Origin of the sequence: Chryseobacterium sp. 'Rf worker isolate 10', from assembly GCF_050753305.1 — a bacterium.
Lineage (GTDB): Bacteria > Bacteroidota > Bacteroidia > Flavobacteriales > Weeksellaceae > Chryseobacterium.
Genome location: NZ_JBOZOF010000001.1, coordinates 1102524 through 1126122 on the forward strand (window position 1 = coordinate 1102524; position 23599 = coordinate 1126122).

The 23599-nt window shown below is 36.8% G+C and carries 22 protein-coding genes; 16 read left to right on the forward strand and 6 right to left on the reverse strand.

What is annotated here, in order from left to right; all coding sequences use genetic code 11:
• Positions 1–58: 58 nt before the first annotated feature.
• A complete protein-coding gene (locus tag LKL37_RS04835; RefSeq protein WP_431609460.1) occupies positions 59–1198 on the reverse strand; it encodes an aminotransferase class I/II-fold pyridoxal phosphate-dependent enzyme in 1140 nt (379 codons plus the stop codon).
• 161 nt (positions 1199–1359) lie between these two features.
• Between LKL37_RS04835 and LKL37_RS04840 the strand changes: the two genes are divergently transcribed.
• The 6 genes from LKL37_RS04840 (at position 1360) to LKL37_RS04865 (ending at position 6771) form a co-directional block, all read left to right on the forward strand.
• Positions 1360–2397 carry a M28 family metallopeptidase gene (locus LKL37_RS04840; protein ID WP_431609461.1) on the forward strand — a complete coding sequence of 346 codons (1038 nt, stop codon included), beginning with the start codon at positions 1360–1362 and terminating at the stop codon, positions 2395–2397.
• A 173-nt stretch (positions 2398–2570) separates the two neighbouring features.
• A complete protein-coding gene (locus LKL37_RS04845) occupies positions 2571–3020 on the forward strand; it encodes a GNAT family N-acetyltransferase (RefSeq protein WP_431609462.1) in 450 nt (149 codons plus the stop codon).
• Positions 3017–3394: a glyoxalase gene (locus LKL37_RS04850; protein ID WP_431609463.1), complete on the forward strand. Its 378-nt coding sequence runs from the start codon at positions 3017–3019 to the stop codon at positions 3392–3394. The genes LKL37_RS04845 and LKL37_RS04850 overlap by 4 nt, the downstream gene beginning before the upstream one ends.
• Entirely contained in the window at positions 3391–3891 is a 501-nt protein-coding gene (locus LKL37_RS04855; protein WP_431609464.1) for an endonuclease V, read from the forward strand. Before LKL37_RS04850 ends, LKL37_RS04855 begins: the two co-directional genes overlap by 4 nt.
• A 152-nt stretch (positions 3892–4043) precedes the next feature.
• The gene (locus tag LKL37_RS04860) at positions 4044–5219 is read left to right on the forward strand and encodes an acetyl-CoA C-acyltransferase (RefSeq protein WP_431609465.1); all 1176 of its coding nucleotides are present in this window, start codon (positions 4044–4046) and stop codon (positions 5217–5219) included.
• A gap of 241 nt (positions 5220–5460) precedes the next feature.
• The gene (locus LKL37_RS04865; protein ID WP_431609466.1) at positions 5461–6771 is read left to right on the forward strand and encodes a GEVED domain-containing protein; all 1311 of its coding nucleotides are present in this window, start codon (positions 5461–5463) and stop codon (positions 6769–6771) included.
• A 115-nt stretch (positions 6772–6886) separates the two neighbouring features.
• On the opposite strand, the gene LKL37_RS04870 is transcribed toward LKL37_RS04865, so the two are convergent.
• Entirely contained in the window at positions 6887–10228 is a 3342-nt protein-coding gene (locus tag LKL37_RS04870) for an SNF2-related protein (RefSeq protein ID WP_431609467.1), read from the reverse strand.
• 153 nt (positions 10229–10381) lie between these two features.
• Here LKL37_RS04870 and LKL37_RS04875 point away from each other — a divergent pair, with 153 nt between their 5' ends.
• From LKL37_RS04875 to LKL37_RS04885, 3 genes are all read left to right on the forward strand, one after another.
• A complete protein-coding gene (locus tag LKL37_RS04875) occupies positions 10382–11878 on the forward strand; it encodes a catalase (protein ID WP_431609468.1) in 1497 nt (498 codons plus the stop codon).
• Positions 11879–12094: 216 nt separating this feature from the next.
• Entirely contained in the window at positions 12095–12892 is a 798-nt protein-coding gene (locus LKL37_RS04880) for an SDR family oxidoreductase (protein ID WP_431609469.1), read from the forward strand.
• Positions 12893–12969: 77 nt separating this feature from the next.
• Positions 12970–13884 carry a helix-turn-helix domain-containing protein gene (locus tag LKL37_RS04885; RefSeq protein ID WP_431609470.1) on the forward strand — a complete coding sequence of 305 codons (915 nt, stop codon included), beginning with the start codon at positions 12970–12972 and terminating at the stop codon, positions 13882–13884.
• A gap of 39 nt (positions 13885–13923) precedes the next feature.
• On the opposite strand, the gene LKL37_RS04890 is transcribed toward LKL37_RS04885, so the two are convergent.
• Positions 13924–14526, reverse strand: coding sequence for a GNAT family N-acetyltransferase (locus LKL37_RS04890; protein ID WP_431609471.1), 603 nt, complete (start codon positions 14524–14526; stop codon positions 13924–13926).
• Positions 14527–14719: 193 nt separating this feature from the next.
• Here LKL37_RS04890 and LKL37_RS04895 point away from each other — a divergent pair, with 193 nt between their 5' ends.
• From LKL37_RS04895 to LKL37_RS04905, 3 genes are all read left to right on the forward strand, one after another.
• On the forward strand, positions 14720–15877 hold the full coding sequence (locus LKL37_RS04895; protein ID WP_431609472.1) for an MFS transporter: 1158 nt from the start codon (positions 14720–14722) through the stop codon (positions 15875–15877).
• Between the two features lie 120 nt (positions 15878–15997).
• Positions 15998–16855 carry an AraC family transcriptional regulator gene (locus LKL37_RS04900; RefSeq protein ID WP_431609473.1) on the forward strand — a complete coding sequence of 286 codons (858 nt, stop codon included), beginning with the start codon at positions 15998–16000 and terminating at the stop codon, positions 16853–16855.
• A gap of 91 nt (positions 16856–16946) precedes the next feature.
• On the forward strand, positions 16947–17597 hold the full coding sequence (locus LKL37_RS04905; RefSeq protein WP_431609474.1) for an HD domain-containing protein: 651 nt from the start codon (positions 16947–16949) through the stop codon (positions 17595–17597).
• A gap of 65 nt (positions 17598–17662) precedes the next feature.
• Here LKL37_RS04905 and LKL37_RS04910 read toward each other — a convergent pair whose 3' ends face one another.
• Positions 17663–18052 (reverse strand): hypothetical protein, encoded by a 390-nt coding sequence (locus tag LKL37_RS04910; protein ID WP_431609475.1) that lies wholly within the window; start codon positions 18050–18052, stop codon positions 17663–17665.
• 38 nt (positions 18053–18090) lie between these two features.
• Positions 18091–19467, reverse strand: a complete 1377-nt coding sequence (locus LKL37_RS04915; RefSeq protein ID WP_431609476.1) for an MFS transporter — start codon at positions 19465–19467, stop codon at positions 18091–18093.
• 71 nt (positions 19468–19538) lie between these two features.
• Between LKL37_RS04915 and LKL37_RS04920 the strand changes: the two genes are divergently transcribed.
• From LKL37_RS04920 to LKL37_RS04930, 3 genes are all read left to right on the forward strand, one after another.
• A complete protein-coding gene (locus tag LKL37_RS04920; protein ID WP_431609477.1) occupies positions 19539–20387 on the forward strand; it encodes a helix-turn-helix domain-containing protein in 849 nt (282 codons plus the stop codon).
• 103 nt (positions 20388–20490) lie between these two features.
• Entirely contained in the window at positions 20491–20985 is a 495-nt protein-coding gene (locus LKL37_RS04925) for a MarR family winged helix-turn-helix transcriptional regulator (protein WP_431609478.1), read from the forward strand.
• The gene (locus LKL37_RS04930; RefSeq protein ID WP_431609479.1) at positions 20982–21746 is read left to right on the forward strand and encodes a hypothetical protein; all 765 of its coding nucleotides are present in this window, start codon (positions 20982–20984) and stop codon (positions 21744–21746) included. The genes LKL37_RS04925 and LKL37_RS04930 overlap by 4 nt, the downstream gene beginning before the upstream one ends.
• Positions 21747–21809: 63 nt before the next feature.
• Here LKL37_RS04930 and LKL37_RS04935 read toward each other — a convergent pair whose 3' ends face one another.
• Positions 21810–22052, reverse strand: coding sequence for a hypothetical protein (locus tag LKL37_RS04935; RefSeq protein WP_431609480.1), 243 nt, complete (start codon positions 22050–22052; stop codon positions 21810–21812).
• 198 nt (positions 22053–22250) lie between these two features.
• On the opposite strand from LKL37_RS04935, the gene LKL37_RS04940 reads away from it, so the two are divergent.
• Positions 22251–23546, forward strand: coding sequence for a cryptochrome/photolyase family protein (locus LKL37_RS04940; protein WP_431609481.1), 1296 nt, complete (start codon positions 22251–22253; stop codon positions 23544–23546).
• The last annotated feature ends 53 nt before the right edge of the window (positions 23547–23599 follow it).

Sequence of the window (23599 nt, forward strand, 5' to 3'; positions counted from 1 at the left end):
ATGCCCACAATCCTCTGTGAAAATCTGTGCGATCAGTGGGGAAAAACTATAGAAAATATTAAAGGTTCCTTTTCAAATGCTCCAAAGCCTGAATAATCAAATCATCTTTTTTAGCAAAACTAAATCTTATATAATCCGAATTATTTCTGGAATTGTAAAAAGCAGAAAGTGGAAGGCAGGAAACTTTTTTCTCAATCGTAAGCCATTTTGAAAACTCCACATCCGTCATTGTTTTAGAAACATTGCGGAAATTGACAACCTGAAAAACACTTCCTTCCGATTTTTGTTCTACCTGCAGAGGAGTTTCCTTAATCAGTTCATTAAAAATATCTCTTTTCCTCTGCATGAGCTTTTTGCTGATATCCGGATCAAATAGATCCAGATACTTTGCTATGGCATACTGTGCCGGAGCATTTGCACTGTAAGAAATATACTGCTGATGGCACTGGAATCTCCGTGTTAAAGCTTCAGAAGCAAGCATATAGCTCACTTTCCATCCCGAAGTATGAAACATTTTCCCAAAAGAAAAAATACAAAAAGTTTTTTCCCGAAGCCCTGGATGAGTGAAAGAACTGTAATGCTCAACTTCATCATAGCAATAGGTATCATATATTTCTTCAGAAATTAAATAAATATCACGGTCTTTTATCATTTCATACAGCTGATTCCAGTCTTCATTTTTCCATACTTTTCCCGTTGGATTCTGGGGTGAATTGATAATAACCGCTTTGGTTTTTTCACTGATGCAATCTTTGAACAAATCCCAGTTGATCGTAAAATCTGCTTCAAGATCATAATAAACAGGAACTCCGCCATTCATAACAACAGCAGGTCCGTAAGTATAATAGGAGGGTTGAATAATAATGACTTCATCATTCTGATTAAGAATAGATTTTAGGGAAGTATATAAAGCAAAGGTTGCACAGGGAACAATGGTGATTTCTTTATTTGTAATGGAGATACTGTGAGTTCGTTTTGCATTAAAACGGACGATACTTTCGACCAGAAATGGACTTCCGGCAAGAGGTTCATAATGATAAGTATCTTTTTCAGCAGCTTCTTTTAAAAATGTTTTAAGGCGTTCATCAATGTCAAAATCAGGAAGACCCAGAGAAAGATCAAAGCTTCCGTGCCTGGTTGCCAGTTCGGACATTTCCGTGAAAAAGGAATAATGTGTAAATCCATAAATTTTATCCACCTATTTTGTATTTTAACCAAATATAATAAAAATTTGATATCATATTGAGTCTTAAATTAGGATGTTGTTAATTTTATATTTAAAGTCATATTATTTTATCATATTTGTTGCTTATATTTTGAATTCAATAAAATTTGTTATTTTTAAGAAATTTATTCTTTATGAAAAAAGTACTTATTCCGCTGTTTGCTATGGTTGTGATGACCAGTTGCGGAACGGCAAATCTATCTGACGGGAATGCCCATCCTGTATCTACAAAACATAGCAAGGCATTTGAGAATGCTTACAAAGAGATCAATGCAGCAGATTTAAAGAAAAACCTGTATGTCATTGCAGCAGATGATATGGAAGGACGTGATACCGGAAGTAAAGGGCAGAAAAAGGCGGGAGAGTATATGATTAATTACTATAAAAACCTGGGTATTTCGGGACCTAAAGCATTAGGCTCATACTATCAGAAAGTTCCGTCTGAATTTATGAAACAAAGAGGAGGAGGCAACCTTCCTGATTCTGAAAATATCTTAGCTTTTATTGAAGGAAGTGAAAAACCCGATGAGATTGTTGTGGTTTCTGCACATTACGATCATGTAGGAACAAAAAATGGGGTAGTATACAATGGAGCAGACGATGATGGAAGCGGAACTGTTGCTGTAATGGAAATTGCGAAAGCTTTCCAGCAGGCTAAAAAAGCAGGTAAGGGACCTAAAAGATCAATTCTGTTTCTCCATGTTACAGGAGAAGAACACGGACTGTTCGGGTCAGAATATTATTCTGAAAATCCTGTTTTTCCATTAGCCAATACTGTTGTTGACCTTAATATTGATATGATCGGACGTGATGATCCTGCCAACAGAGGAAAGCAATATGTTTATGTAATTGGTTCAGAAATGCTAAGTTCTCAGCTTAAAGTAATTAACGAAGCTGCCAACAAGAGAACCAATAATCTGGAACTTAATTACAAATATGATGATCTGAATGATCCTGAACAATTATATTACCGTTCAGACCATTATAATTTTGCTAAGCATAATATCCCTGTTGCATTTTTCTTTGACGGTATTCATGAAGATTATCATAAACCAGGGGATGATCCTGAAAAGATTGATTATCAGTTGTTGGAGAAAAGAACCCAGCTTGTTTTCACAACGGCCTGGGATATTGCCAACAGAGAAGAAAGAATTGTTGTTGACAGAAAATAAGTATTAATTTTAGATTACACTGAAATACATTGGTAAGCCCAAAGGCATAAAGTATCTTTTATTTACAGCGCTTTGAACATGATCAAATTTTATCGAAGATAAAATCCTTGCGGCTTAAAAACTTCATCATAAAAATATCTTGCGCCTTTGCGTTTACCAACAAAATTATTACCATGAACACATTGATTCGTGAGGCAAGACAGGAAGATATTGCACAAATTCAGATTGTAAGAAATTCAGTGAAAGAAAATACACTGTCGGATCCAGGATTGGTTACCGATAAAGATTGTGAAGAGTTTCTGTTTCAAAGAGGAAAAGGCTGGATATGTGAGATAGAAGATCAGATTGTTGGTTTTTCTATTGCAGATCTGAAAGAAAATAATATCTGGGCACTCTTTGTACATTCTGATTTTGAAAACCATGGAATCGGCAGAAAACTTCATGACATCATGCTCGACTGGTATTTTGAGCAAAACAAAGATTCTGTATGGCTGAGTACTTCACCTGGAACGAGGGCTGAAATCTTTTACAGAAAATCTGGATGGAAGGAAGTCGGAACCCATGGAAAAGGAGAAATTAAGTTTGAAATGACCTCTGAAAACTGGAAAAATAAAGAATTATGACACCAAAACTAAAATCCATCAGGCCTTTTATCGGGGCACAGAATTTTGAGATCAGCAGAAATTTTTACAGGGATCTGGGATTTGAAGAAGTTGTTCTGGAATCCAAATTATCATTGTTTATCCGTGAAGAAATTGGCTTTTATCTTCAGGATTATTATGCAAAAGACTGGGTAGACAATACCATGATTTTTATGGAATTTGCCAATACCGATGAATTTTGGAAGGAACTCCTGACTTTAGAACTTACAGATAAATATGAGAATGTAAGACTTACTCCTGTAAGAATGATGGATTGGGGAAAAGAATGTTTTGTACATGATCCGTCTGGAATATTGTGGCATTTTGGTGAGTTTTTTAAGGAAAAAGAAATATGATTTACGCATTCGATACCTACTATTATGAGGATTATGCCAATACCGTATGTATTGCATTTGAAAACTGGACTTCTGAAAAAGAAGTTGAAATCTTTATAGAACAGACCTCTGTAAGTTCAGAATATGAAAGCGGAGCCTTTTACAAAAGAGAATTACCCTGCATTTTAAGCCTGCTGGAGAAAATAACATTAAAACCAGGAGATATTATTATCGTTGATGGATATGTTACCCTGGATAATGATGGGAAAATTGGTCTGGGCGGACACCTTTACGAAGAATTGGAAGAAAAGTATCCTATAGTTGGGATTGCAAAAAATGAATTTACAACTCCGGATTCCCAGCGAAGAAATGTAGTACGTGGAGAAAGCAAAACACCACTTTTTGTAACAGCCAGAGGAATGAATGTAGATGAAGTTCAATTAAAAGTAGAACAAATGCATGGAGATTACAGAATGCCCACACTATTGAAAAAGCTAGATCAGCTAAGCAGAACATAAATAATAAAACCTTACTTCCATAAGTAAGATTTTTTTTCACTATTAATATACCGATTGGTATATTTTGATTATATTTGTTATATCTCTCATAAAAGCAAAGAGATTTTTTTTAATTAAAAATATACTGATCGGTATATTGTAAAATAAAACCTATGAAAGAAGTATTTATAGTAGCCGCAAAACGAACCCCAGTTGGTGGTTTTATGGGAAGCCTGTCCGGATTTACAGCACCTCAATTGGGCGCTCTTGCTATTCAGCATGCTTATGAAAGCATCAACCTTGCACCCGAGCATATAGACAGCGTTTATATGGGAAATGTACTGAGTGCGGGACTTGGACAGTCTCCAGCAAGACAGGCCGCGATTTTTGCTAATATTCCCATTGATAAAGACGCTGCAACAATTAATAAAGTCTGTGCATCCGGTATGAAATCAGCCATGATTGGTACTCAGCAGATTCAGCTTGGACAGAATCATATCGTCATGACAGGAGGAATGGAAAGTATGAGTAATGTTCCGCATTATGTAAAAATCCGCCAGGGAATAAAGTTAGGCGATACCAACCTTACTGATGGATTGATTAAAGATGGTTTGTGGGATGTATACAATGATTTCCATATGGGAAGTGCCGCAGAATTAGGTGTAAAAAAATATGGGCTCACCAGACAAGAACTTGATGATTATGCATTGTTATCTTATCATAGAACCCAGGAAGCAGCCAAAAATGGCAAGTTCGACAATGAATTGATCCAAATATCGATTGAAGGTAAAAAAGGAACTACAATCGTTGATAAAGATGAAGATATTGATAAACTGATTCCAGAGAAAATCTCGCTGTTGAAACCCGCATTTGAAGCAGATGGAACCCTCACCGCTGCCAATTCCAGTAATCTGAATGACGGCGCAGCAGCAATACTATTAGCATCTTCTGAAGCTGTAGAGCATCATCATCTGAAACCACTGGCAAGAATAGTAGCTTATACAGATGCTGCGCAATCACCAGAGTGGTTTACTACTTCACCTTCCGTAGCTATTGAAAAGTTATTGAAACAAACTGGTCTTAGACTATCAGATATTGACTTTTTCGAAATTAATGAAGCCTATTCTTCCGTGATTTTATCCAATCAGAAAATCCTCGGATATGATTTGGACAAAGTAAATGTGTATGGAGGTGCGGTTGCATTAGGACATCCAATTGGTGCTTCGGGTGCCAGAATTATGGCTACTTTGGTGAATATTTTACGTCAGGAAAAAGGCAAATATGGAATTTCTGCCATCTGTAATGGAGGAGGAGGAGCTTCCGCAGTTCTTATTGAAAATATAGGCTAAAAGGGATAAAATACCTTAGATTTCAATGATTATATTAAAAAAGATCTTTCTTGAAGTTAAATTTGAGAGGGATCTTTTGTATTGGTAACGGATTGATTATCCATTGATAAATCATTATATTCAATGGATACAGATAAGCTTTAAACAATCTATTTTTATTAAACTGACAAATATCATTACTTTCTTATTTTTATTCATTCTAAATAAATATAAATTTGTCCCAAGAAATTTAACGAAGAAAATGAAAAAAATAACTACTCTTTCCGGTATTGTACTTGCTTCGCTGATGAATGCACAGGTGCAATATTGTACACCAACTTTTCAGTATGGAGCTGATAGCAATATGATTAGCAATGTAACTTTCGGAACTATTAATAATACATCTCCCGTTCAATCCGGGAATGCACAAATTTATGAGAATTTTACTGCAATGTCTACAGATCTCCAGTCGGGAAATTCTTATCCGATATCAGTGAAAGGTCCTTCCAGCACATTTCCAAGTGATGTAGTAGTTTATATAGACTTTAATCAGAATGGAAATTTTGATGATGCCGGAGAAAGCTTTTATATCGGAAGGCTTGAAGCTGCCAACCCAGCCAATGCTTTTATGATCAACAATACAATAACGATTCCGGCCAATGCGGAGAATGGAAGTACAAGAATGAGGGTTCTTAAAAATACCAATGTTCAGGCGTATTCGAATCCTGCAGCAGCTAATTCTATCAGTTCAGCTTGTGACACAAGTTTAAGAGCAGGGCAGACAGAAGATTATACAGTCAATATCATAGGAAATACTGCCAATTTCCCTGCACCTTACTGTGGTACTGAAAATATTACGAGTCTTACAGTAAGCGAAATAAGCACTGTGGAATTTGCAGGAAATGTTAAAAACAGTGTGCTAGACGGGAACTCTGATGTTCTTGAAAACTTCACAGCAATTGTTTTTAATGTGAACCGAGGAAATACCTATCCGATAACAGTAACAGGAGGTACACATGGTCAGAGTACTGTATCAGCCTATGCCTATATTGATTTTAACCATAATAATCAGTTTGATGCTGATGAAAAATTTAATCTGGGATATCTGGATAATTCCAATCCGGTTCCTAACCAGCAATCTGGAGCTACTACAGGCAATATTACCATTCCGGCGGGGGCACAGCTGGGAGATACCCGTTTCAGACTGGTAAAAGCGTATGAATCCAATTCATGGATGGGAACTTTGGAAAACCTTCCATGTCCTTCAGGATGGTTCATCGGACAGGTGGAAGATTATACCCTTAAAATTCAGCCTGAAAATCTTTCAACATCAGAAGTTTCTAAAGATACTTCAGCCAATATGCAACTTTATCCGAATCCTACTTCAAATTCATTGACTATCAAAATGAAAGAAGGTTTGGAGAAATATGAAATTTACAATATTTCCGGACAAAAGATACTGGAAGGTAATTCAATGACAGTTTCTATGGACAGTTTTGTTCCGGGAACTTATCTGATCAAAATTAAGACGAAGAATCAAAAAATCGTCACAGAAAAAATTATTAAAAAATAGACACATCATATCTAAATCATATCCATATCAATTTTTGTTTTTTAATCGACAGGTCCTTTACCTGTCGGTTTTTTTATTTGTATAATTCTTTGATTTAGATATTTTTAGGTGTATATTATGAACCAGGTTCCAGCAAATCCATAAGATCCTGCTTAGACAGTCCCTGAAGTTTCTTTCCGTCGGTTGCAAGCAGATTCTGAGCCAGCTGTTTCTTTTTATTTTGAAGCGTAAGTATTTTTTCCTCTACAGTATTGGAACAGATCATTCTTACAGCAATTACATTTTTGGTTTGTCCTATACGGTAACTACGGTCTATAGCCTGGTTTTCGGCCGCAGGATTCCACCAGGGATCCACGAGGTAAATATAATCTGCCTGAGTAAGATTGAGACCGACACCACCAGCTTTTAAGCTGATCAGGAACACACGGATATCTTCGTTTTGCTGGAAATTAGCTACTTTTTCACCTCTGTCTTTAGTTTGCCCCGTTAAATACTCAAACTGGATCTTGTGGCGCTCAAGCTCAGCTTTTATCAGATCCAGCATTCCAACAAATTGAGAGAAAACAAGGATTTTGTGATCTTTTGACTTCCCAAGGATCTGTTCCATCAAAATTTCAATTTTAACGGCATTTTCACCAGAATATCCTTCTTTCATCAAAACGGGTGAATTACATATCTGTCTGAGCCTTGTAAGGCCTGTAAGGACATGCATACTGTTTTTATTCAGATCATCGTCATCATTGGCAGCAATAAACTCACGAAGTTCTTTTTCATAAGCATCGTAGATCTTGCGCTGTTCCGTATTCATTTCACAGTAGATTACTGTTTCTGTTTTTTCCGGAAGCTCTTTGGCAACCTGTTTCTTTGTTCTTCTGAGGATAAATGGTTTTATCTTTTGCTGAAGCTCCACTGCACGCTTACTGTACTCAAATTTATCAATAGGAATGGCGTAAATATCCTTAAAATACTGTTTACTTCCCAACAATCCCGGACAGGCAAAGGAAAGCTGGCTGTAAAGGTCAAAAGTGCTGTTTTCGACAGGTGTACCAGTCAGCACAATCCTGTTTCTCGATTGAAGCAAACGTGCGGCTTTATATCTTTCCGAATTTGGATTTTTAATAACCTGTGATTCATCCAGAAATACATAATTAAAATTAAAATTTTTCAAAAACCGGATATCGGAAAGAAGCATTCCATATGTAGTAAGAACCACTTCGTAATCAGGCATGTGAGCCACTGTTTTTGGTCGGTCTGCCCCATAATGAAGCAAAACTTTTATAGAAGGCGCAAATTTGCTGATCTCTTCCTGCCAGTTGAAAAGCAGGGAAGTAGGAACTACAACCAGATTGGTAGTATGCCCTCTTTTTTCTCTTTGCGAAAGAATAAACGCAATGATCTGAATGGTTTTTCCAAGTCCCATATCATCCGCAAGACATCCTCCGAAGTTAAAACTGTCAAGAAAATTAAGCCAGTTCAGGCCATCATGCTGGTAATCCCTTAGCTCAGCATTCAGTTCAACGGGAATAGCTACTTCCGGGATATTCTTTACTTTGGAAAACTTCGTGGAATAAGAAGTAAGTTCTTCCTGAACCTCTTGGGTCAGAACTTCTTTTTCAAACAGCGAAGTAACCTCTGTAAAATTGATTTTCGGAATCTTTAAAAGTTCTTCATCAATTTCTCCTGCATGGAAGTAAGCGGATATTTTTTCCATCCATTCTTCAGGGAGAATTCCCATGCTTCCGTCATCCAGCTGAACGAATTTACTCTTATTTCGTATCGCCCGGTGAAGCTGCTTTAAGGATGCTTCTTTGGGGCCAAATCCAACTTTTAATTTAGCATTAAACCAATCCAGCCCGCTGGTAATCTGAATATTGATTTTAGCACGGTGAGGGTTTAATTTGTTGTTTTTTAGTTCGTTAAAACCAAGTATGATGATCCCTTCATTCCGCCAGGTTTCAAATGCTTCAAGAAACCAGTTGTTATCCAGGAACTTATCCCTGTGAAGATAAAAATACTGATAACCATCCATCTGTTCTTCAAAATCAGGATGCTGCTGCATTACCAAAGATGTAAAGCGGGCTTCTGCAGATTCATTTCTTTCTATTTTAAACGGATTTCCATTCTGATCTGTATCAAAAAGCTGCTTTCTGGAATACACCGGCACTTCTACCTCTCCGTATTTCATAACGGGAGTAATTCCTATATAATTTTCCTGCTGACGAAGATAAATGACTTTTTCAGTCTGATAGTTCTTGTCTTCAAGTTGTACTTTTGTTGCAGGCTCTATATAGCTGTAATTGATATGAATACGATCTTCTAAATTAGATAAGATGTTCTGCATAAACACTTCATATTTTGAAGAATGAATCAGTAAAATTTCATTATTAACCTTAAAGAATCTGATGATTCTGAGCATGTCCGGATCATCTACAAAGCTGAAAATGTTTCGGTTATATACAAAATATTCATTTCTGAGAACAATATTTTTAAAAGGAATGGAAATGTCATTAAAAAGCAATTCTCCGGTTATTTCAAAAAACGGATCTTTCTTAAATACAGATAATTGAACCTCTGCATCTAAAGTATTTAATTCAATATGAGAAAGTGACTTTGCAGAAACAGTTTCTGCAATTTCACGGTCGTGATAATAGACTTCAAGCTCCAGAGGATTCTGTACAATGAGCTTTAAAGCTTCCAGTTCTGATGGATTGTAATCTTCATTGTAATTATTTTGAAAAGAGGTAATAGCCGTGTAAAATTTGATGTCTGCCGGTTTCTCCGCTTTCCATATCAGCTGCATGGCATCTACAGGAGTAACAGGATTTTTTATTTTTCCTGTCTGCGTTATTTCTGCCTCCATCAGAGAGAAGGTCATATGATTGTAATAACGGTGTTTCCCGATGACCAATATTTGCTTTTTACCCGATTCCAGTACAGCCAGCTCATCCAGTTTAGAAGGAAGCTGGGGAAGAAGATCTTTTGTCAGCATGATATCATCTACAGGAAGCATTTCCTTGATTTTGGGCAGTATTTCAATTTTGCCATCAGCATATTCCAGCTGAAAATATTGATCCAGATCTGCTTCATTTTCAAGGCCATATCCTTTGGCTTTAGGGAGAAATGTTTTTTTGCGTAGAGTCTCATCAAAAAACAGGCGGTAATTTTTATTCTCAATAATGCAGTGAATAATCTCTGCCTGATGAGAGCAAAGCTGGTGTTTGGCATTGTCACAGGTACAGGAACAAAGCAATGAACTGCCTATTTTGCTGATGGTAACCACCGGAAATTCCTCTAATGATGATTGTTTCGTAAATATTCCTGAATTGTTTTCAATAGCAACGGGATAGATTTCACGAAAATCCCTGATTCCGATAAATGTACTGTCTGAGGTATGTTTCAGCAGGTCATATACGGAAAGTGTACTTATATTGATGTTGTCAAGAATATATTCTGCCATAAAAATAGATGGAGACAAACTTACAAAAAACAAATGAATGAAGAGGCGGTCGATAGCTCGGGCTGATCAGTTTTTGGACTGCTTTCTTTTGTATAAACTGGATGATTCCGGCACCACATTAATCCGATAATTTTGAACAATAAATTATACAATATGAACGAAAATAAATTAACAAATCGAACCGGAGCTCCGGTATCAGACAATCAGAACATTCAAACCGCAGGACGTCGCGGTCCGGCTTTATTACAGGACATTTGGTTTTTAGAAAAAATGGCTCATTTTGACCGTGAGGTAATTCCTGAACGCAGAATGCATGCAAAAGGATCAGGTGCTTACGGCATTTTCAGGGTAACCCATGATATCACCCGATATACAAAAGCAAATATTTTTTCTTCTGTTGGAAAGGAAACACCTTTATTTGTCCGTTTTTCTACCGTAGCAGGAGAAAGAGGAGCTGCCGATGCAGAAAGGGATATTCGTGGTTTCGCTATCAAATTCTATACGGAAGACGGCAACTGGGATCTTGTCGGAAACAATACACCTGTTTTCTTTCTTCGCGATCCGTTAAAATTTCCGGATTTGAATCATGCCGTGAAAAGAGATCCCCGAACCAATATGAGAAGTGCTGATAATAACTGGGATTTCTGGACTTTATTGCCGGAATCTCTTCATCAGGTTACCATTACCATGAGTGATCGCGGTATCCCAAAATCCTACAGACATATGGATGGTTTTGGAAGTCATACTTTCAGTTTTATTGACGATAAAAATAAAAGGTTTTGGGTTAAATTTCATTTTAAAACACAGCAGGGCATTCGGAACATGAGCAACGAAGAAGCAAAAGCAATCATCGGAACTGACCGGGAAAGCCATCAGAAAGATTTGTATGAAAGTATTGAGGAAGGCCATTTTCCTAAATGGACAATGTATGTTCAGATTATGGAAGAAAAAGAGGCTAATACTTATCACATCAATCCATTTGATTTAACAAAAGTATGGCCTCATGGTGATTATCCTCTTATTCCGGTAGGAGAACTTGAGTTGAACAGAAATCCGTCCAATTATTTTGCAGAGGTGGAACAGGCTGCTTTTAATCCTGCTTCTATTGTTTCGGGAATAAGTTTTTCACCCGATAAGATGCTGCAGGGGCGTTTATTCTCGTATGGAGATACCCAGCGGTACCGATTAGGGGTTAATCATCATCAGATTCCTGTTAATGCTCCTAAATGTCCATACCATTCTTATCATCGTGATGGCGCTATGAGAACAGATGGAAATTTTGGAAGTACGATAGGATACGAACCCAATAGCTTTAGTCAGTGGCAGGAACAGCATGATTTTAGCGAACCTTCTTTAAAGCTTGATGGTGATGCCGGTCATTGGGATCATCGTGAAGATACTGACTATTTTTCGCAGCCGGGAAATCTTTTCAGACTGATGTCTGATCAGCAAAAAGAGGTTTTATTTAAGAATACGGCTGAAGCAGTGGGAGGTGCAAAGAAGTTTATACAGATTCGTCATATCAGAAACTGTTACAGGGCTGATCCAGCGTACGGAGAAGGAGTGAGCCGGGCACTTGGATTATCCATATCGGAAGTTTTTGATTATGAAGGATATGAGATGAAAAAGGTGACAGCAGAAACTATTTAAAGAAACGTTTATTATATATTGATTTTAGCTCTGGAAATAAGCCATATATATTTCCGGAGTGAAATCCTTTAGTTTGAAATATCAGCTAAAGGATTTTTTTTTGGTTAAATGCTTTTATTTTGAACCCATCCGTTTTGGCTACAGCTTACCCCATTTTGGCAACTCCTGCGTTTGTTCGAATCCTGAACTTTGTCCTGTAATTTTAAACCAAGAAAAATGAAAACAATTTTTATAACAGGTGCTTCTACAGGATTAGGTAAAGCAACTGCCCAATTATTTCAAAACAACGGATGGAAAGTAATCGCTACGATGAGAAATCCAGAAGCAGCAGCTGATCTTGCTAATTTGGAGAACATAACTGTACTTCCACTGGATGTTACCAATCCGGAACAGATACGGTCTACCGTAAAGCTGGCGCTGGAGCTAGGAGACATTGATGTGGTATACAATAACGCAGGATATGGCTTAATAGGACCTTTAGAGGCACTTTCTGATGATCAGATCGTAAAACAGCTGGACACGAATTTATTAGGGGTTATTCGCGTTACACAGGCCTTTATTCCTTATTTCAGAGAACAGAAAAAAGGAATGTTCATTTCTACAACGTCTATAGGAGGACTGGTTGCTTTTCCGTTAGGTTCTACTTATCACGCTACCAAATGGGCGCTTGAGGGCTGGAGCGAAAGTTTAGCTTTTGAACTTAATACGTTGGGAATTGATATTAAAACGGTTTCTCCAGGAGGAATCAAAACCGATTTTGTAAGCCGTTCTCTGGATTCAGCATCCAGCCCTGCTTATGAAGATATGACGAATTCTCTGTTTTCTAAAATGGAAGGAATGATGGAAGCTGCTTCTACACCTGAGCAGATTGCAGAAGTGGTATATGAGGCTGCTACAGACGGCAAAAAACAGCTGAGATATGTAGCCGGAGAAGATGCTAAAGCGATCTATGCACAACGCCTTGAATTAGGAGACGAAGCATTCAGAGAGCAGTTTGGAAAACAGTTTATTTAGTCAGGTTTTTGAAAGACAGTATAAAGTAAATCACATTTATACTGTCTTTTCCACCAAATAATTTATAATTTTATATCATGGAAAAGAAAGATAACATCCCTTTGAAAATTTCATCCATCTCAGAACTGCACAATATGCTGCAGCTCCCGAAACCGCTTCATCCGTTGGTAAGTCTTGTGGATAATACGAAAATGAGTATCAATAAAGAGATGCTGAGGAGAAGTTTTATTATGAATTTTTATAAAATCTCTTATAAATATTCTACTGTTGGGAAAATGGGATATGGACAGGGATATTATGATTTCAATGAGGGAGGAATGATGTTTACGGCTCCCGGTCAGGTTCTTTCCACCGATGAGAATGCGGAATACTGTGGGTATACTTTACTGGTGCATCCGGATTTTATCAGAAGTTATGATCTGGCAAAGAAAATCAAGAACTTCGGTTTCTTTTCTTATGATACGAATGAAGCGCTGCATTTGTCCGATCAGGAGAAAGCTACTATAACAGGACTGCTGAATAATATTGAAAATGAACTGAATACTGCTATTGATGAAGTAAGCCAGGACGTTATTATTTCTTATATTGATGTTCTTCTCAATTACAGCAACCGTTTTTATAAAAGACAGTTTATTACCAGAAAGGCAGTTAATAATGATTTACTGACCAAAATGGATGTTGTGCTGGAAAACTATTTCAATCAGCAGGAAACATTAAACAAAGGGCTTCCTACGGTAGAATTCCTGGCTTCCACGCTCAATCTTTCGCCTCATTATCTGAGTGATATGCTTCGTAACCTTACAGGGCTGAATGCCCAGCAGCATATTCATGAAAAACTGATTGAAAAGGCGAAGGAATATCTTACCACTACAGGGTTCTCTGTATCCGAAGTAGCTTATGCCCTGGGATTTGAGCATCCACAGTCATTTAATAAACTATTTAAAAAGAAAACAGAAAAAACTCCTCTGAGTTACAGACAATCTTTCAATTAGATATACTGCACCCGGTTTGAAGACCGGGTGTTTTTTTATTTATTGCCTTTCTTTTATCAAAGCTTCGATCTTAAGTTTTGCTGTTTTCCATTCATCATTTAGAATACTGTAATAAGCTGCATTTCTTGTGCTGCCATCACTGAGAACTTTGTCTTTTCGTAAAATACCTTCAAATACGCCACCAATTTTTTCGATAGCTTTTCTTGATCTGAAGTTATCATCTTTCGTTTTTAATTGTACTCTGTTGGTCTTTAATACATCGAAGCAGAAGGTGAGGAGCTGTAATTTACATTCAAGGTTGATGGTTGTTCCCCAGTATTCTTTTGTGATCCATGTCCATCCGATTTCCAGTTTTCTGTCGGCAGGATATATTTCAAAAAAGCGGGTAGAGCCAATCAGCTTTCCGGTTTCTTTATGACGGATTACAAATGGGTATTGATTTCCTGTCTCCCTTTCAGATAATGCAGATTCATAGTTTTTATAGAAAAGGATTTTGTCTGAGCAGTCTGTAGGAATCAGTTTCCAAAGTTCTTTATCTGCAGCTGCAGCATACAATTCTTCAAAATGTTCTTTTTCAAGTGGAATTAGTTCTACCTTTTCTCCTTCTAAAATTGTTGGATAGGATATCCATTTTTCTTTCATGGTCTATTTTTATATATCGAAATTAACGAAAAATGAATGTCTATATTCAAAAAATAAAATGATTTTCTACCATAATAAGGTCTATTTTCTAATCTATTGGTTAAAATGGAACATAAAAATGACAAAAACGGACTAGATTTTAATGGGTGTGCCTCTCTAACTTTGCAAAAGGAATTTTTATCACCCTGTTATAATGAACCAGAAAGAATTTTTTAATGCAAAAATGCCAACAGCCTGTTTTTTACTTTTCTTTGCCCACGGGCTTGTCTTTTCTTCCTGGGCGAGCCGGATTCCTATTATTAAAACGGCTCTTTCCATTAATGAAGCACAATTGGGAACGTTATTGCTTCTCATGCCTATAGGACAGCTTTCAACAATGGTTTTAGCCGGAAAATTGATCAGTGTCTACGGAAGCAGCGGGATTATTAAAAGGTGTTTTTTGCTATATCCTTTTTTTCTTTTATTAATTGGTTTATCACCTTCTTATTGGACACTGGGTGCTGTTCTATTCTTCTTTGGAGTTTCCGGGAATATGTGTAATATCGCGATCAATACCCAGGCCATTGAAATAGAGTCTATAACGAAAAGAACGCTGCTTTCTTCGTATCACGGAGCCTGGTGCTTTGCAGGGCTTACAGGAGCGGTAGTAGGGTTGTTAATGATTAATCTTCATGTAGGAACTTTTTACCATTTTGTTGTTATTTTCATTCTGGTAGGAATACTTTGGTTCTACAGTAAAAGAAATCTGACCAATATTATTCATAAAGCAGAGCCTCAAACCCGGTCAATATTCAAGGCTGTGAATCCTACACTGGTTGGTTTGGGAATTATAGGATTTCTGAGTATGGCGATTGAAGGGGCTATGTTCGACTGGAGCGGGGTGTATTTTCAAACGATAGTTAAAGCACCGGAAAACCTTGTGATATTGGGGTATACAAGTTTTATTTTAATGATGACTTTAGGACGTTTTATAGGAAACAGAATCATTGAGAAATATGGGAAAAAGATTGTTTTGCAATGTTGTGGTATTTTGATGAGTAGCGGCCTTTTTCTAAGTGTTTTCTTTCCGGAACTATGGATTTGTATCATTGCTTTTATGATTATTGGTCTTGGAAGTTCTCTGAGTGTGCCGTCCGTTTACAGCACGGTAGGAAAGGTGAGTACGGTAGCTCCAAGCATTGCCTTGTCATTTGTTTCCAGTATTTCATTTTTGGGATTTCTCATGGGGCCGCCTCTAATCGGATATATTGGGGAGAGCTTTGATCTCAGGTATTCATATGGCCTTTTTGCTTGTTTTGGAATTTTACTGGCAATTATGGCAGGCCAGATGAAAGTTTTCAGAAAATCGTAATGATTCTTTTTGAAAGGAATTTTGACATCTTTTAGGCATTTTTTGACATGTTCCGGCTCATGATCATTGGCTAATCTTGCATTTTAAAATACTTTTTATCTTTATTAAAAATTTCCTTGCATGAAACCGGTCTCAGGAATTGTAACCGAAACTGTGATTAGTAATTCTTTTTCCGCAAAACGGCTGGAAGATGATATTCCATATTCAAAAAATTTTGTGAGGCTTAACTATCATCACATTATAATGATAGAAAGCGGTAATGGAGTTCTGACAATAGACGAACATTCTTTTGATATAGCCGGTCAGGAAATTTTCGTATTGTCTAAAGGCCAGATCTGCAGGTTTGAGAATGATTCTTCTGTCTGTGGTTACCATATTTCTTTCGGCGACTGTTTTTGGGAAAGAGTGCCTTCCAGCGCCAGCAATTGTAAAGCTGTTCTGTTTAATAATGCTTCCGCAAATCAAAAGCTGATACCGGATAATGCTGAAGTAGAAGAATTTTTACAATTATTTAAAAATTTAATGTTAGAATACACCGCTTCTTCTTATACCAACCAGATGGACGTATTGGCCGCCTACTTAAAGATCATCATGATCAAGCTGGCGAATGTAAAAATAGTAAAAGAAGAAACTTTTGACAGTCAGGATTATATCATTTACCGAAAGTTTATGGAACTTTTGAGCAGTCAGTACCACAGTCTTCATGCCGTGAATGACTATTCTGAGATGTTAAATATTACGCCAAGAAGGTTAAGCGAATTGTGTAAGCGGTGTTCTGATAAAAGTGCCAAAGAAATCATCAACGGGCAGATTATTGCGGAAGCCAAAAGACTTCTGCAATTCAGTTCCCATTCTGTAAAAGAGATTGCTTATCAGCTTAATTTTGGTACATCGGAACAGTTCAGCCACTTCTTTAAAAAAAATACAGAAATATCTCCTGTAAACTATCGCAGTAAGTTTATTCATATCGGAATATAGTTTCGACTGAAATTTTGACATCCCATCGGTATTTATTGCTATTCTCCGACCTCTCTAATCAGGATATCTTTGGATAAAATTATATAAAGATATGTCAGTAAATCGTATGAAAGAAGTCGCGGGAATCATCATCCCGGATAGTAAAATTGCAACAGAAGCAACAGAACTTCTCCTGGAACACGGAACAGAATTTATTTACAATCATTCTCTGCGTGTTTTTCTATTTTCTTCTTTAAATGCAAAACGTGAAAAAAAAGCTCATGATTCTGAACTGTTATATGTTGCATCAGTATTTCATGATCTGGGACTCGTTTCTCATTACAGCAGTCCTGACCTGAGGTTTGAGGTAGACGGAGCCAATGCAGCCAGAAACTTTTTGAAAGGTCATGGTATTGCTCAGGATAAGCTTCAGCTTGTTTGGGATACCATTGCTCTTCACACCACCATTGGAATTGCAGAACATAAAGAGAATGAAGTAGCCTTAATGTATTCAGGCGTTGGGTTGGATGTGATGGGAGAAGGATATGAAAATCTGAGTACGGAACATCGGGAAGAGATTATTAAAGCTTTTCCGAGAAATGATTTCAAAAAGAAGATTATTCCTACATTTTTTGGAGGTTTTGAGCATAAAACGGAAACTACTTTCGGAAATATAAAAGCAGATGTCTGTGCCTTCATGATCCCCAATTTTGAAAGGAAAAACTTTTGCGATTGTATTTTACATTCCCCATGGTCTGAATAAGCAAAAGAATTCTGCTATTAATCTATTAACAGTCCTGTATCAGAACTGTTAATAGATTATTTAGTTTATATCCAATTTTCTATAAGATGAAGCCATAATGCTTTTTCTTCATTCAGCAGAAAGATAGCTGATGATTTTCTTTTGGTTGTGACATCTCCTGTAACCTGAGTTTCAATATAAGTGGCCAATCCATGATGCTCAGAATGATTGGCTTCAATATTTTCAACCTGAATGCTTCTCTCCGGAAATTTTCCAAATACGGTGGGAAGCCATTCTCCAAGCATGGATAAGGTAACAGTATCTCCGTTTCCATTAATCATCTTAAAATCTGGTGAGAATCCGGATAATAGTTGTCTGTAAAGGCTTTCCTGATTTTCTGTTTCCCCCTGAAACCATTTTTCAATATTCCTGTGAAATTCTTCAATTTCCCCAATAATCTTTTCTGTATTGTTCATATTTAAATGTAAAGTATTTTTTGATTTAAATTTATCTTTCAATCAATGATTTTTCTTAATCTGTTTCCTGCCCATAACCCAATCAGCTGAAAAATACCAATCATTCCTACAGCCACGGCAAATGCTTTTGTGAATCCCAGAATGGGTATCAGATTAAAAAATAAGGTACCAATAATAGCTCCTCCAGTGACACTGCCCATCTGAATTCCTATGCTTACCAGCCCTGAAGCCTGTCCTGCTTTATCCTTAGAAACCAAAGAAATAGCCGTCCGCATCATAACCGGCATAATAGTACCATGTCCAAATCCGGCAATGAACAGCGTAATATGAGTAATAAAAGAGGGTTTTTGCTGAAAATAAAAAACTGCTGCACTTATAAGAAAACCTGCCATCAATAATCCTAATCCTGTATAGATCATTTTTGCTGCTGTCAATTGTATCCTTGAGGTAATTAAAGGAGCCAGGAAAAACGCAAGCCCATAAGGAACGATAGCCAACCCGGTCTGTATTGAGTTTTGATGGAGAAATTGCTGAAGATAATAAGGATAGCAAATGAATAATCCTGCAGTAAAATTATAAAAGAAAATAACCAGAAGGCTTAAAGCAAAAGGTTTTTGCTGCAACAAGACCGGATTTATAAGTACAGGACGACTTTTTTGAAGCTGTTTCTTCTCATATTTTAAAAATGAAATAAATACCAGAATTCCAATAAAAAGAATCCCGAAGATCCACCATGCCCATTTAAACTTTTGTCCGAAAATAAGAGGACAGATAAGCATAAGCAAAGCAAGAATTAATAATAAAGCTCCAATAAAATCAATACCTGTTTTTTCCTTCTTATTGCTGTTGTCCATCGTAAGATGAATCCCCAGAATACAGATCACTGTAATAGGTACATTCACAAGAAACACCATTTCCCACGAAAAATTTCCCCAATGCATACTTAAAAGAAGTCCGCCAAATAATTGCCCGATCACGGAGGCAAGGCCAAATACTGAACTGAAAAGACTTACAGCTTTGGGCTGTTCCTGACTGTTGAAAAGGTCTTTTATGGAAGCCAATACTTGTGGGGCAAGCAATGATGCTCCTATACCCTGAAACAATCTGAAAATGATTAACCATGTAACATCAGGGGAAAAAGCACAGGCGAGAGATGAAAACAGGAAAGTATATAATCCCGATATAAATACCTTTTTGCGGCCATAAATATCACCAAGCCTTCCACCACATACTACAAGTGCTGCATAGGTAAGTCCATAAATGGCTATAACCATCTGAAGCTGATGATCACTGGCATTAAATGCTTTTTTAATAGAGGGCAAAGCCATATTGACGATAAAATAATCCAGGGGTGAAAGAAAAGCTCCTGCAATCAGAAAATTGAGTGCCTGCCATCTTTTCGGATAGGTTTTCATATTTTTTTATGCAAAATTACCCGCTTTGTATTCTGTTAAAATTGTACTTTTGGAGGAAAATACAGTGTGCTATGAAAGGACTGCCTCTTGAAGAAATTGATGTAAGGGAAATACAACTGAAAGAAGAAGACATTCTGTTTAAAACAAAAACCTTTCTATCATTCGTTTATATTGTCAAAGGAAAGGGTACGCTTACCTATGGTGATCGTACTATTAATTTTTCTCAGGGTAAGCTTTTCATTATTCCGCAGCAGGAAGTTTATCAGTTTGAAAGTGAGGAGGCTCAGCTTATCAGCATTCAATGTCCGGTGGAATTTATTGATAAAATCCGTTTGGAGGCAGACCGTATTGAAAGCTGTGAGAATTTGTATAAGTTACAATATATCAGTCATAATTACCATGCAAGAGCTGGATGTATCTTCAGGAATAAAAATGATGAGAACTTTGCAGAAACCCTTATTCTACAGATTGCCAATGAGTTCAAAAACAAAGCAGAAGACTATCTTATTATCCGCAACTGTATGTCAATACTTTTGAATCTGATTGCCAGGAATATCATTCAGAGCGAAACTTCAGATCTGCAGGAAAACCGGAAAGCTTTTTCCATCATGAAGATCATTACTTATATTCAGCAGCATATAAAAGACCGTGAAAAAACTGGAATTCAGGTTATTGCCGATCATTTTGGTATTTCCGGGAATTATTTCGGAGAATATTTCAAACAGCAGACAGGAATTTCTTATCAGGATTATCTACTGGACTATAGACTGAAGTTGGTTGAAACCTATTTAAAATACAGCAGTGTCCGATTAAGTGAGATTGCTTACGAGCTTCAGTTCAGTGATGAAAGCCATCTTTCCAAGCTTTTCAAGAAGTATAGGGGAATAACTCCCGGAGAATACAGGAAGAATTTCAAATAGATATCCTTTTTAAATAGGTTTTTGAATTCAATTTTCAAAAAAATATAAAGTCAACTATATAGTTGACTTTATATTTTATATATTTACAGAAAATATATTTCAGATGGATTTTGATTTTATTAAAGAATTAGGATATAAAGCTTTGGATAGCAGGCTGAAAAGAATCAGTGACAGAATGTCTCATGATGTCCGGAAATTTTATAAGGAATTCGGAATGGATGTTGAGCCGAACTGGTATCTGGTTTTTATGTTACTGCAAAAGAAGGGCGAAATTTCAATTACTGATATTGCTGAACCGTTAGGGTATTCACATCCGTCTGTTGTGGTGATCGTCAAAAAAATGAATGAAAACGGTTATCTCATCATCAAAAAAGACAAAGTAGATAAACGGAAACAGATCATTTCATTATCTCCCAAAGCCATTGAAATGCTTCCTCAGCTGGAACAGGTATGGGACAGTTGTGAGAAAGCCATTCTGAAGATATTATCAGAAGATCTGTCAATTTTTACTTATCTGGATCATATTGATCAGGAATTAAAAAATGAATCTTTCCATCACAGGTTTAAACAGGAATATTTAAAATCAAACCCATCATGAAAACATTAATTCTTATTACAGTATTTCTTTTTTCCAATCTTATGATTTCGGCAACCGAAACAAAAATAATGGTACGTGCAAAAGCAAGAGATGCCAAATTTATCGGAACCTCATTAGGGGGAGCTCATATTATCATTAGAAATAAGCTTAACCAAAGGATTCTTGCGGAAGGAAATACCACCGGAAGCACCGGAAATACAGATCTGATTATGAAAACTCCCAAAGTAAGAGGAAACTCCATTGCAGATGAGCAGACAGGTGGTTTTATGGCTGCTGTGGATATTGATGAACCCACATTTGTGAATATAGAAGTAATTTCCCCTCTGAACAGCAAACAGGCTCAGGCAGTGGTAAGTACAGAGTTGTGGCTGATTCCCGGTAAGCATATTGTAGGAGAAGGAATTATCCTTGAAATTCCGGGATATATTATTGATATTCTGAAACCCAGAACCCATCAGTATATTGCGCTGAACAGTATTAAAGATAAACCTTTTCAGTTTCAGGCTAATATTGTGATGATGTGCGGGTGTGTCATAGATAAAGGAGGTGTATGGAATTCCGATGAAATTGAAGTGAAAGGAATTTTGAAAAAAGATGGCAAATTGGTAAAGAATATAGATATGTCTTTAGTTTCAACCAATCTGTTTGAAGGAAGTCACATGATCAGTTCGCCGGGAAACTATGAGCTCGTGCTGTATGCTTATCACGAGAAAACAGGAAATACGGGGGTAGATAAGGTAAATTATGTAGTTTTTGAATAAACGAAACTCAATATATTTGAATGAAAAGAGATCTTGAAAGATCTCTTTTTTATTAAGAATGAACTATAAAACCTGAAGTTCCCTAAATACCTCAATAATGGCTTCAATAAGTCCTTTATCTATAGTTTTTTCCGAAGCTATATCTGGCAAAAGAGCTCTTAAATCACCATGATCATCACGCTCAATAACGACTTCTGTTCCATCTACATCTACGTAAAGCTTATATCCATAAGAGAATGTAGCCAGTTTTCCGTTGAAAAGCAGTTCTTTACCCTTATAAGTTACCGGTACTTCAAATTCTTCCATTGCTTTGAGTTTCTGTTCATTTAAAAATTCTGGGTAAATGTCGGGAAATTTTAGTTCATATTATCATACAAATTGTAATGATAAAGCCAAATAATACAAACTGCTAAAATTATTTATAGGTTAAAATCTGTATATTTATCCGTATTTATGAAAGCATTTCTAAAACAGAAATGATCAATGAAATTGAAACAAACTCCTATGAAAAATACAATCACCCTTTTCTGGTTCAGACGTGATTTGAGGCTGGAAGACAATGTCGGATTTCACCATGCGCTCCAATCTGATGCTCCGGTACTACCCATTTTTATATTTGATACTGATATTCTTGGAAAACTGGAAGATAAAGAAGACAGAAGGGTAGATTATATTCACCAGGCTTTGGAGGATATCAATATTTCATTGAAAAAATACCATTCAAAAGTTAATACTTACTGTGGTAAACCCATCGAAATATTCAAAAAACTATCTGAAGAATATGATGTTTCAGGCGTTTTCTGCAACAGAGATTATGAACCTCAGGCGATTGAAAGAGATAAAGAAGTTTATTATTTTTTCAGGGAAAAGAATATTCCTTTTAAAGCCTATAAAGATCAGGTAATTTTTGATAAAGACCAGATTATTAAAAAAGACGGTTCCCCTTACACTGTTTACACTCCTTTTGCAAAGAAGTGGCGGGAAGCATTAACTCCTGAACATTATCAATCTGTCGAGCTAAATCTTAAAAATCTCTTTCCACAGGAATATTCTGATATTTTGAGTCTAAAGGCAATAGGTTTCAAAAAAACGGATTTTGATTTTAAAAAGCCGGTTCTGGATGCTTCCATTATTGATAACTATGATCAATTTCGTGATTATCCCGCGTTACAACATACCACACAGCTCGGAATTGCTTTACGCTTTGGAACCATCAGCATCAGAAAGTGTGTGGATTTTGCACTGAAACATAATGCGGTATGGCTTTCAGAGCTGATCTGGCGTGAATTTTTTATGCAGATTTTATATCATTTTCCTCAGGTAGTTCATCAATCGTTTAAAAGACAATATGATAATATCCATTGGCGGAATAATGAAAATGAATTTAAACACTGGTGTGAAGGAACTACTGGTTACCCAATTGTAGATGCCGGAATGAGAGAACTGAATCAGACAGGCTTTATGCATAACCGCGTAAGAATGATTGTTGCTAGTTTCTTATGTAAACACTTGCTGATCGACTGGCGTTGGGGTGAAGCTTATTTTGCCTCAAAGCTCAACGATTATGACTTGTCTGCCAACAATGGAAACTGGCAGTGGGCTGCAGGTTCAGGTTGTGATGCTGCTCCTTATTTCAGGGTTTTTAATCCTACCGCACAGATGGAAAAATTTGATAAAGACTTACTGTATATCAAAAAATGGCTCCCTGAATGGAATATCTCCGCCTATCCCTCACCCATAGTAGAACATACCTTTGCCCGCGAAAGAGCTTTATCCGAATATAAAAAAGCTTTGGCATAAATAATATGGTAAGCAAAATGCCCGGAAACAAAATGTCACCGGGCATCAACCAA

Excerpts from the sequence above, each read along its gene's own strand:
- LKL37_RS04840 (WP_431609461.1), top strand. The coding sequence starts at position 1,360 with ATGAAAAAAGTACTTATTCCGCTGTTTGCTATGGTTGTGATGACCAGT.
- LKL37_RS04845 (WP_431609462.1), top strand. The coding sequence starts at position 2,571 with ATGAACACATTGATTCGTGAGGCAAGACAGGAAGATATTGCACAAATT.
- LKL37_RS04850 (WP_431609463.1), top strand. The coding sequence starts at position 3,017 with ATGACACCAAAACTAAAATCCATCAGGCCTTTTATCGGGGCACAGAAT.
- LKL37_RS04855 (WP_431609464.1), top strand. The coding sequence starts at position 3,391 with ATGATTTACGCATTCGATACCTACTATTATGAGGATTATGCCAATACC.
- LKL37_RS04860 (WP_431609465.1), top strand. The coding sequence starts at position 4,044 with ATGAAAGAAGTATTTATAGTAGCCGCAAAACGAACCCCAGTTGGTGGT.
- LKL37_RS04865 (WP_431609466.1), top strand. The coding sequence starts at position 5,461 with ATGAAAAAAATAACTACTCTTTCCGGTATTGTACTTGCTTCGCTGATG.
- LKL37_RS04870 (WP_431609467.1), bottom strand. The coding sequence starts at position 10,228 with ATGGCAGAATATATTCTTGACAACATCAATATAAGTACACTTTCCGTA.
- LKL37_RS04875 (WP_431609468.1), top strand. The coding sequence starts at position 10,382 with ATGAACGAAAATAAATTAACAAATCGAACCGGAGCTCCGGTATCAGAC.
- LKL37_RS04880 (WP_431609469.1), top strand. The coding sequence starts at position 12,095 with ATGAAAACAATTTTTATAACAGGTGCTTCTACAGGATTAGGTAAAGCA.
- LKL37_RS04885 (WP_431609470.1), top strand. The coding sequence starts at position 12,970 with ATGGAAAAGAAAGATAACATCCCTTTGAAAATTTCATCCATCTCAGAA.
- LKL37_RS04890 (WP_431609471.1), bottom strand. The coding sequence starts at position 14,526 with ATGAAAGAAAAATGGATATCCTATCCAACAATTTTAGAAGGAGAAAAG.
- LKL37_RS04895 (WP_431609472.1), top strand. The coding sequence starts at position 14,720 with ATGAACCAGAAAGAATTTTTTAATGCAAAAATGCCAACAGCCTGTTTT.
- LKL37_RS04900 (WP_431609473.1), top strand. The coding sequence starts at position 15,998 with ATGAAACCGGTCTCAGGAATTGTAACCGAAACTGTGATTAGTAATTCT.
- LKL37_RS04905 (WP_431609474.1), top strand. The coding sequence starts at position 16,947 with ATGTCAGTAAATCGTATGAAAGAAGTCGCGGGAATCATCATCCCGGAT.
- LKL37_RS04910 (WP_431609475.1), bottom strand. The coding sequence starts at position 18,052 with ATGAACAATACAGAAAAGATTATTGGGGAAATTGAAGAATTTCACAGG.
- LKL37_RS04915 (WP_431609476.1), bottom strand. The coding sequence starts at position 19,467 with ATGAAAACCTATCCGAAAAGATGGCAGGCACTCAATTTTCTGATTGCA.
- LKL37_RS04920 (WP_431609477.1), top strand. The coding sequence starts at position 19,539 with ATGAAAGGACTGCCTCTTGAAGAAATTGATGTAAGGGAAATACAACTG.
- LKL37_RS04925 (WP_431609478.1), top strand. The coding sequence starts at position 20,491 with ATGGATTTTGATTTTATTAAAGAATTAGGATATAAAGCTTTGGATAGC.
- LKL37_RS04930 (WP_431609479.1), top strand. The coding sequence starts at position 20,982 with ATGAAAACATTAATTCTTATTACAGTATTTCTTTTTTCCAATCTTATG.
- LKL37_RS04935 (WP_431609480.1), bottom strand. The coding sequence starts at position 22,052 with ATGGAAGAATTTGAAGTACCGGTAACTTATAAGGGTAAAGAACTGCTT.
- LKL37_RS04940 (WP_431609481.1), top strand. The coding sequence starts at position 22,251 with ATGAAAAATACAATCACCCTTTTCTGGTTCAGACGTGATTTGAGGCTG.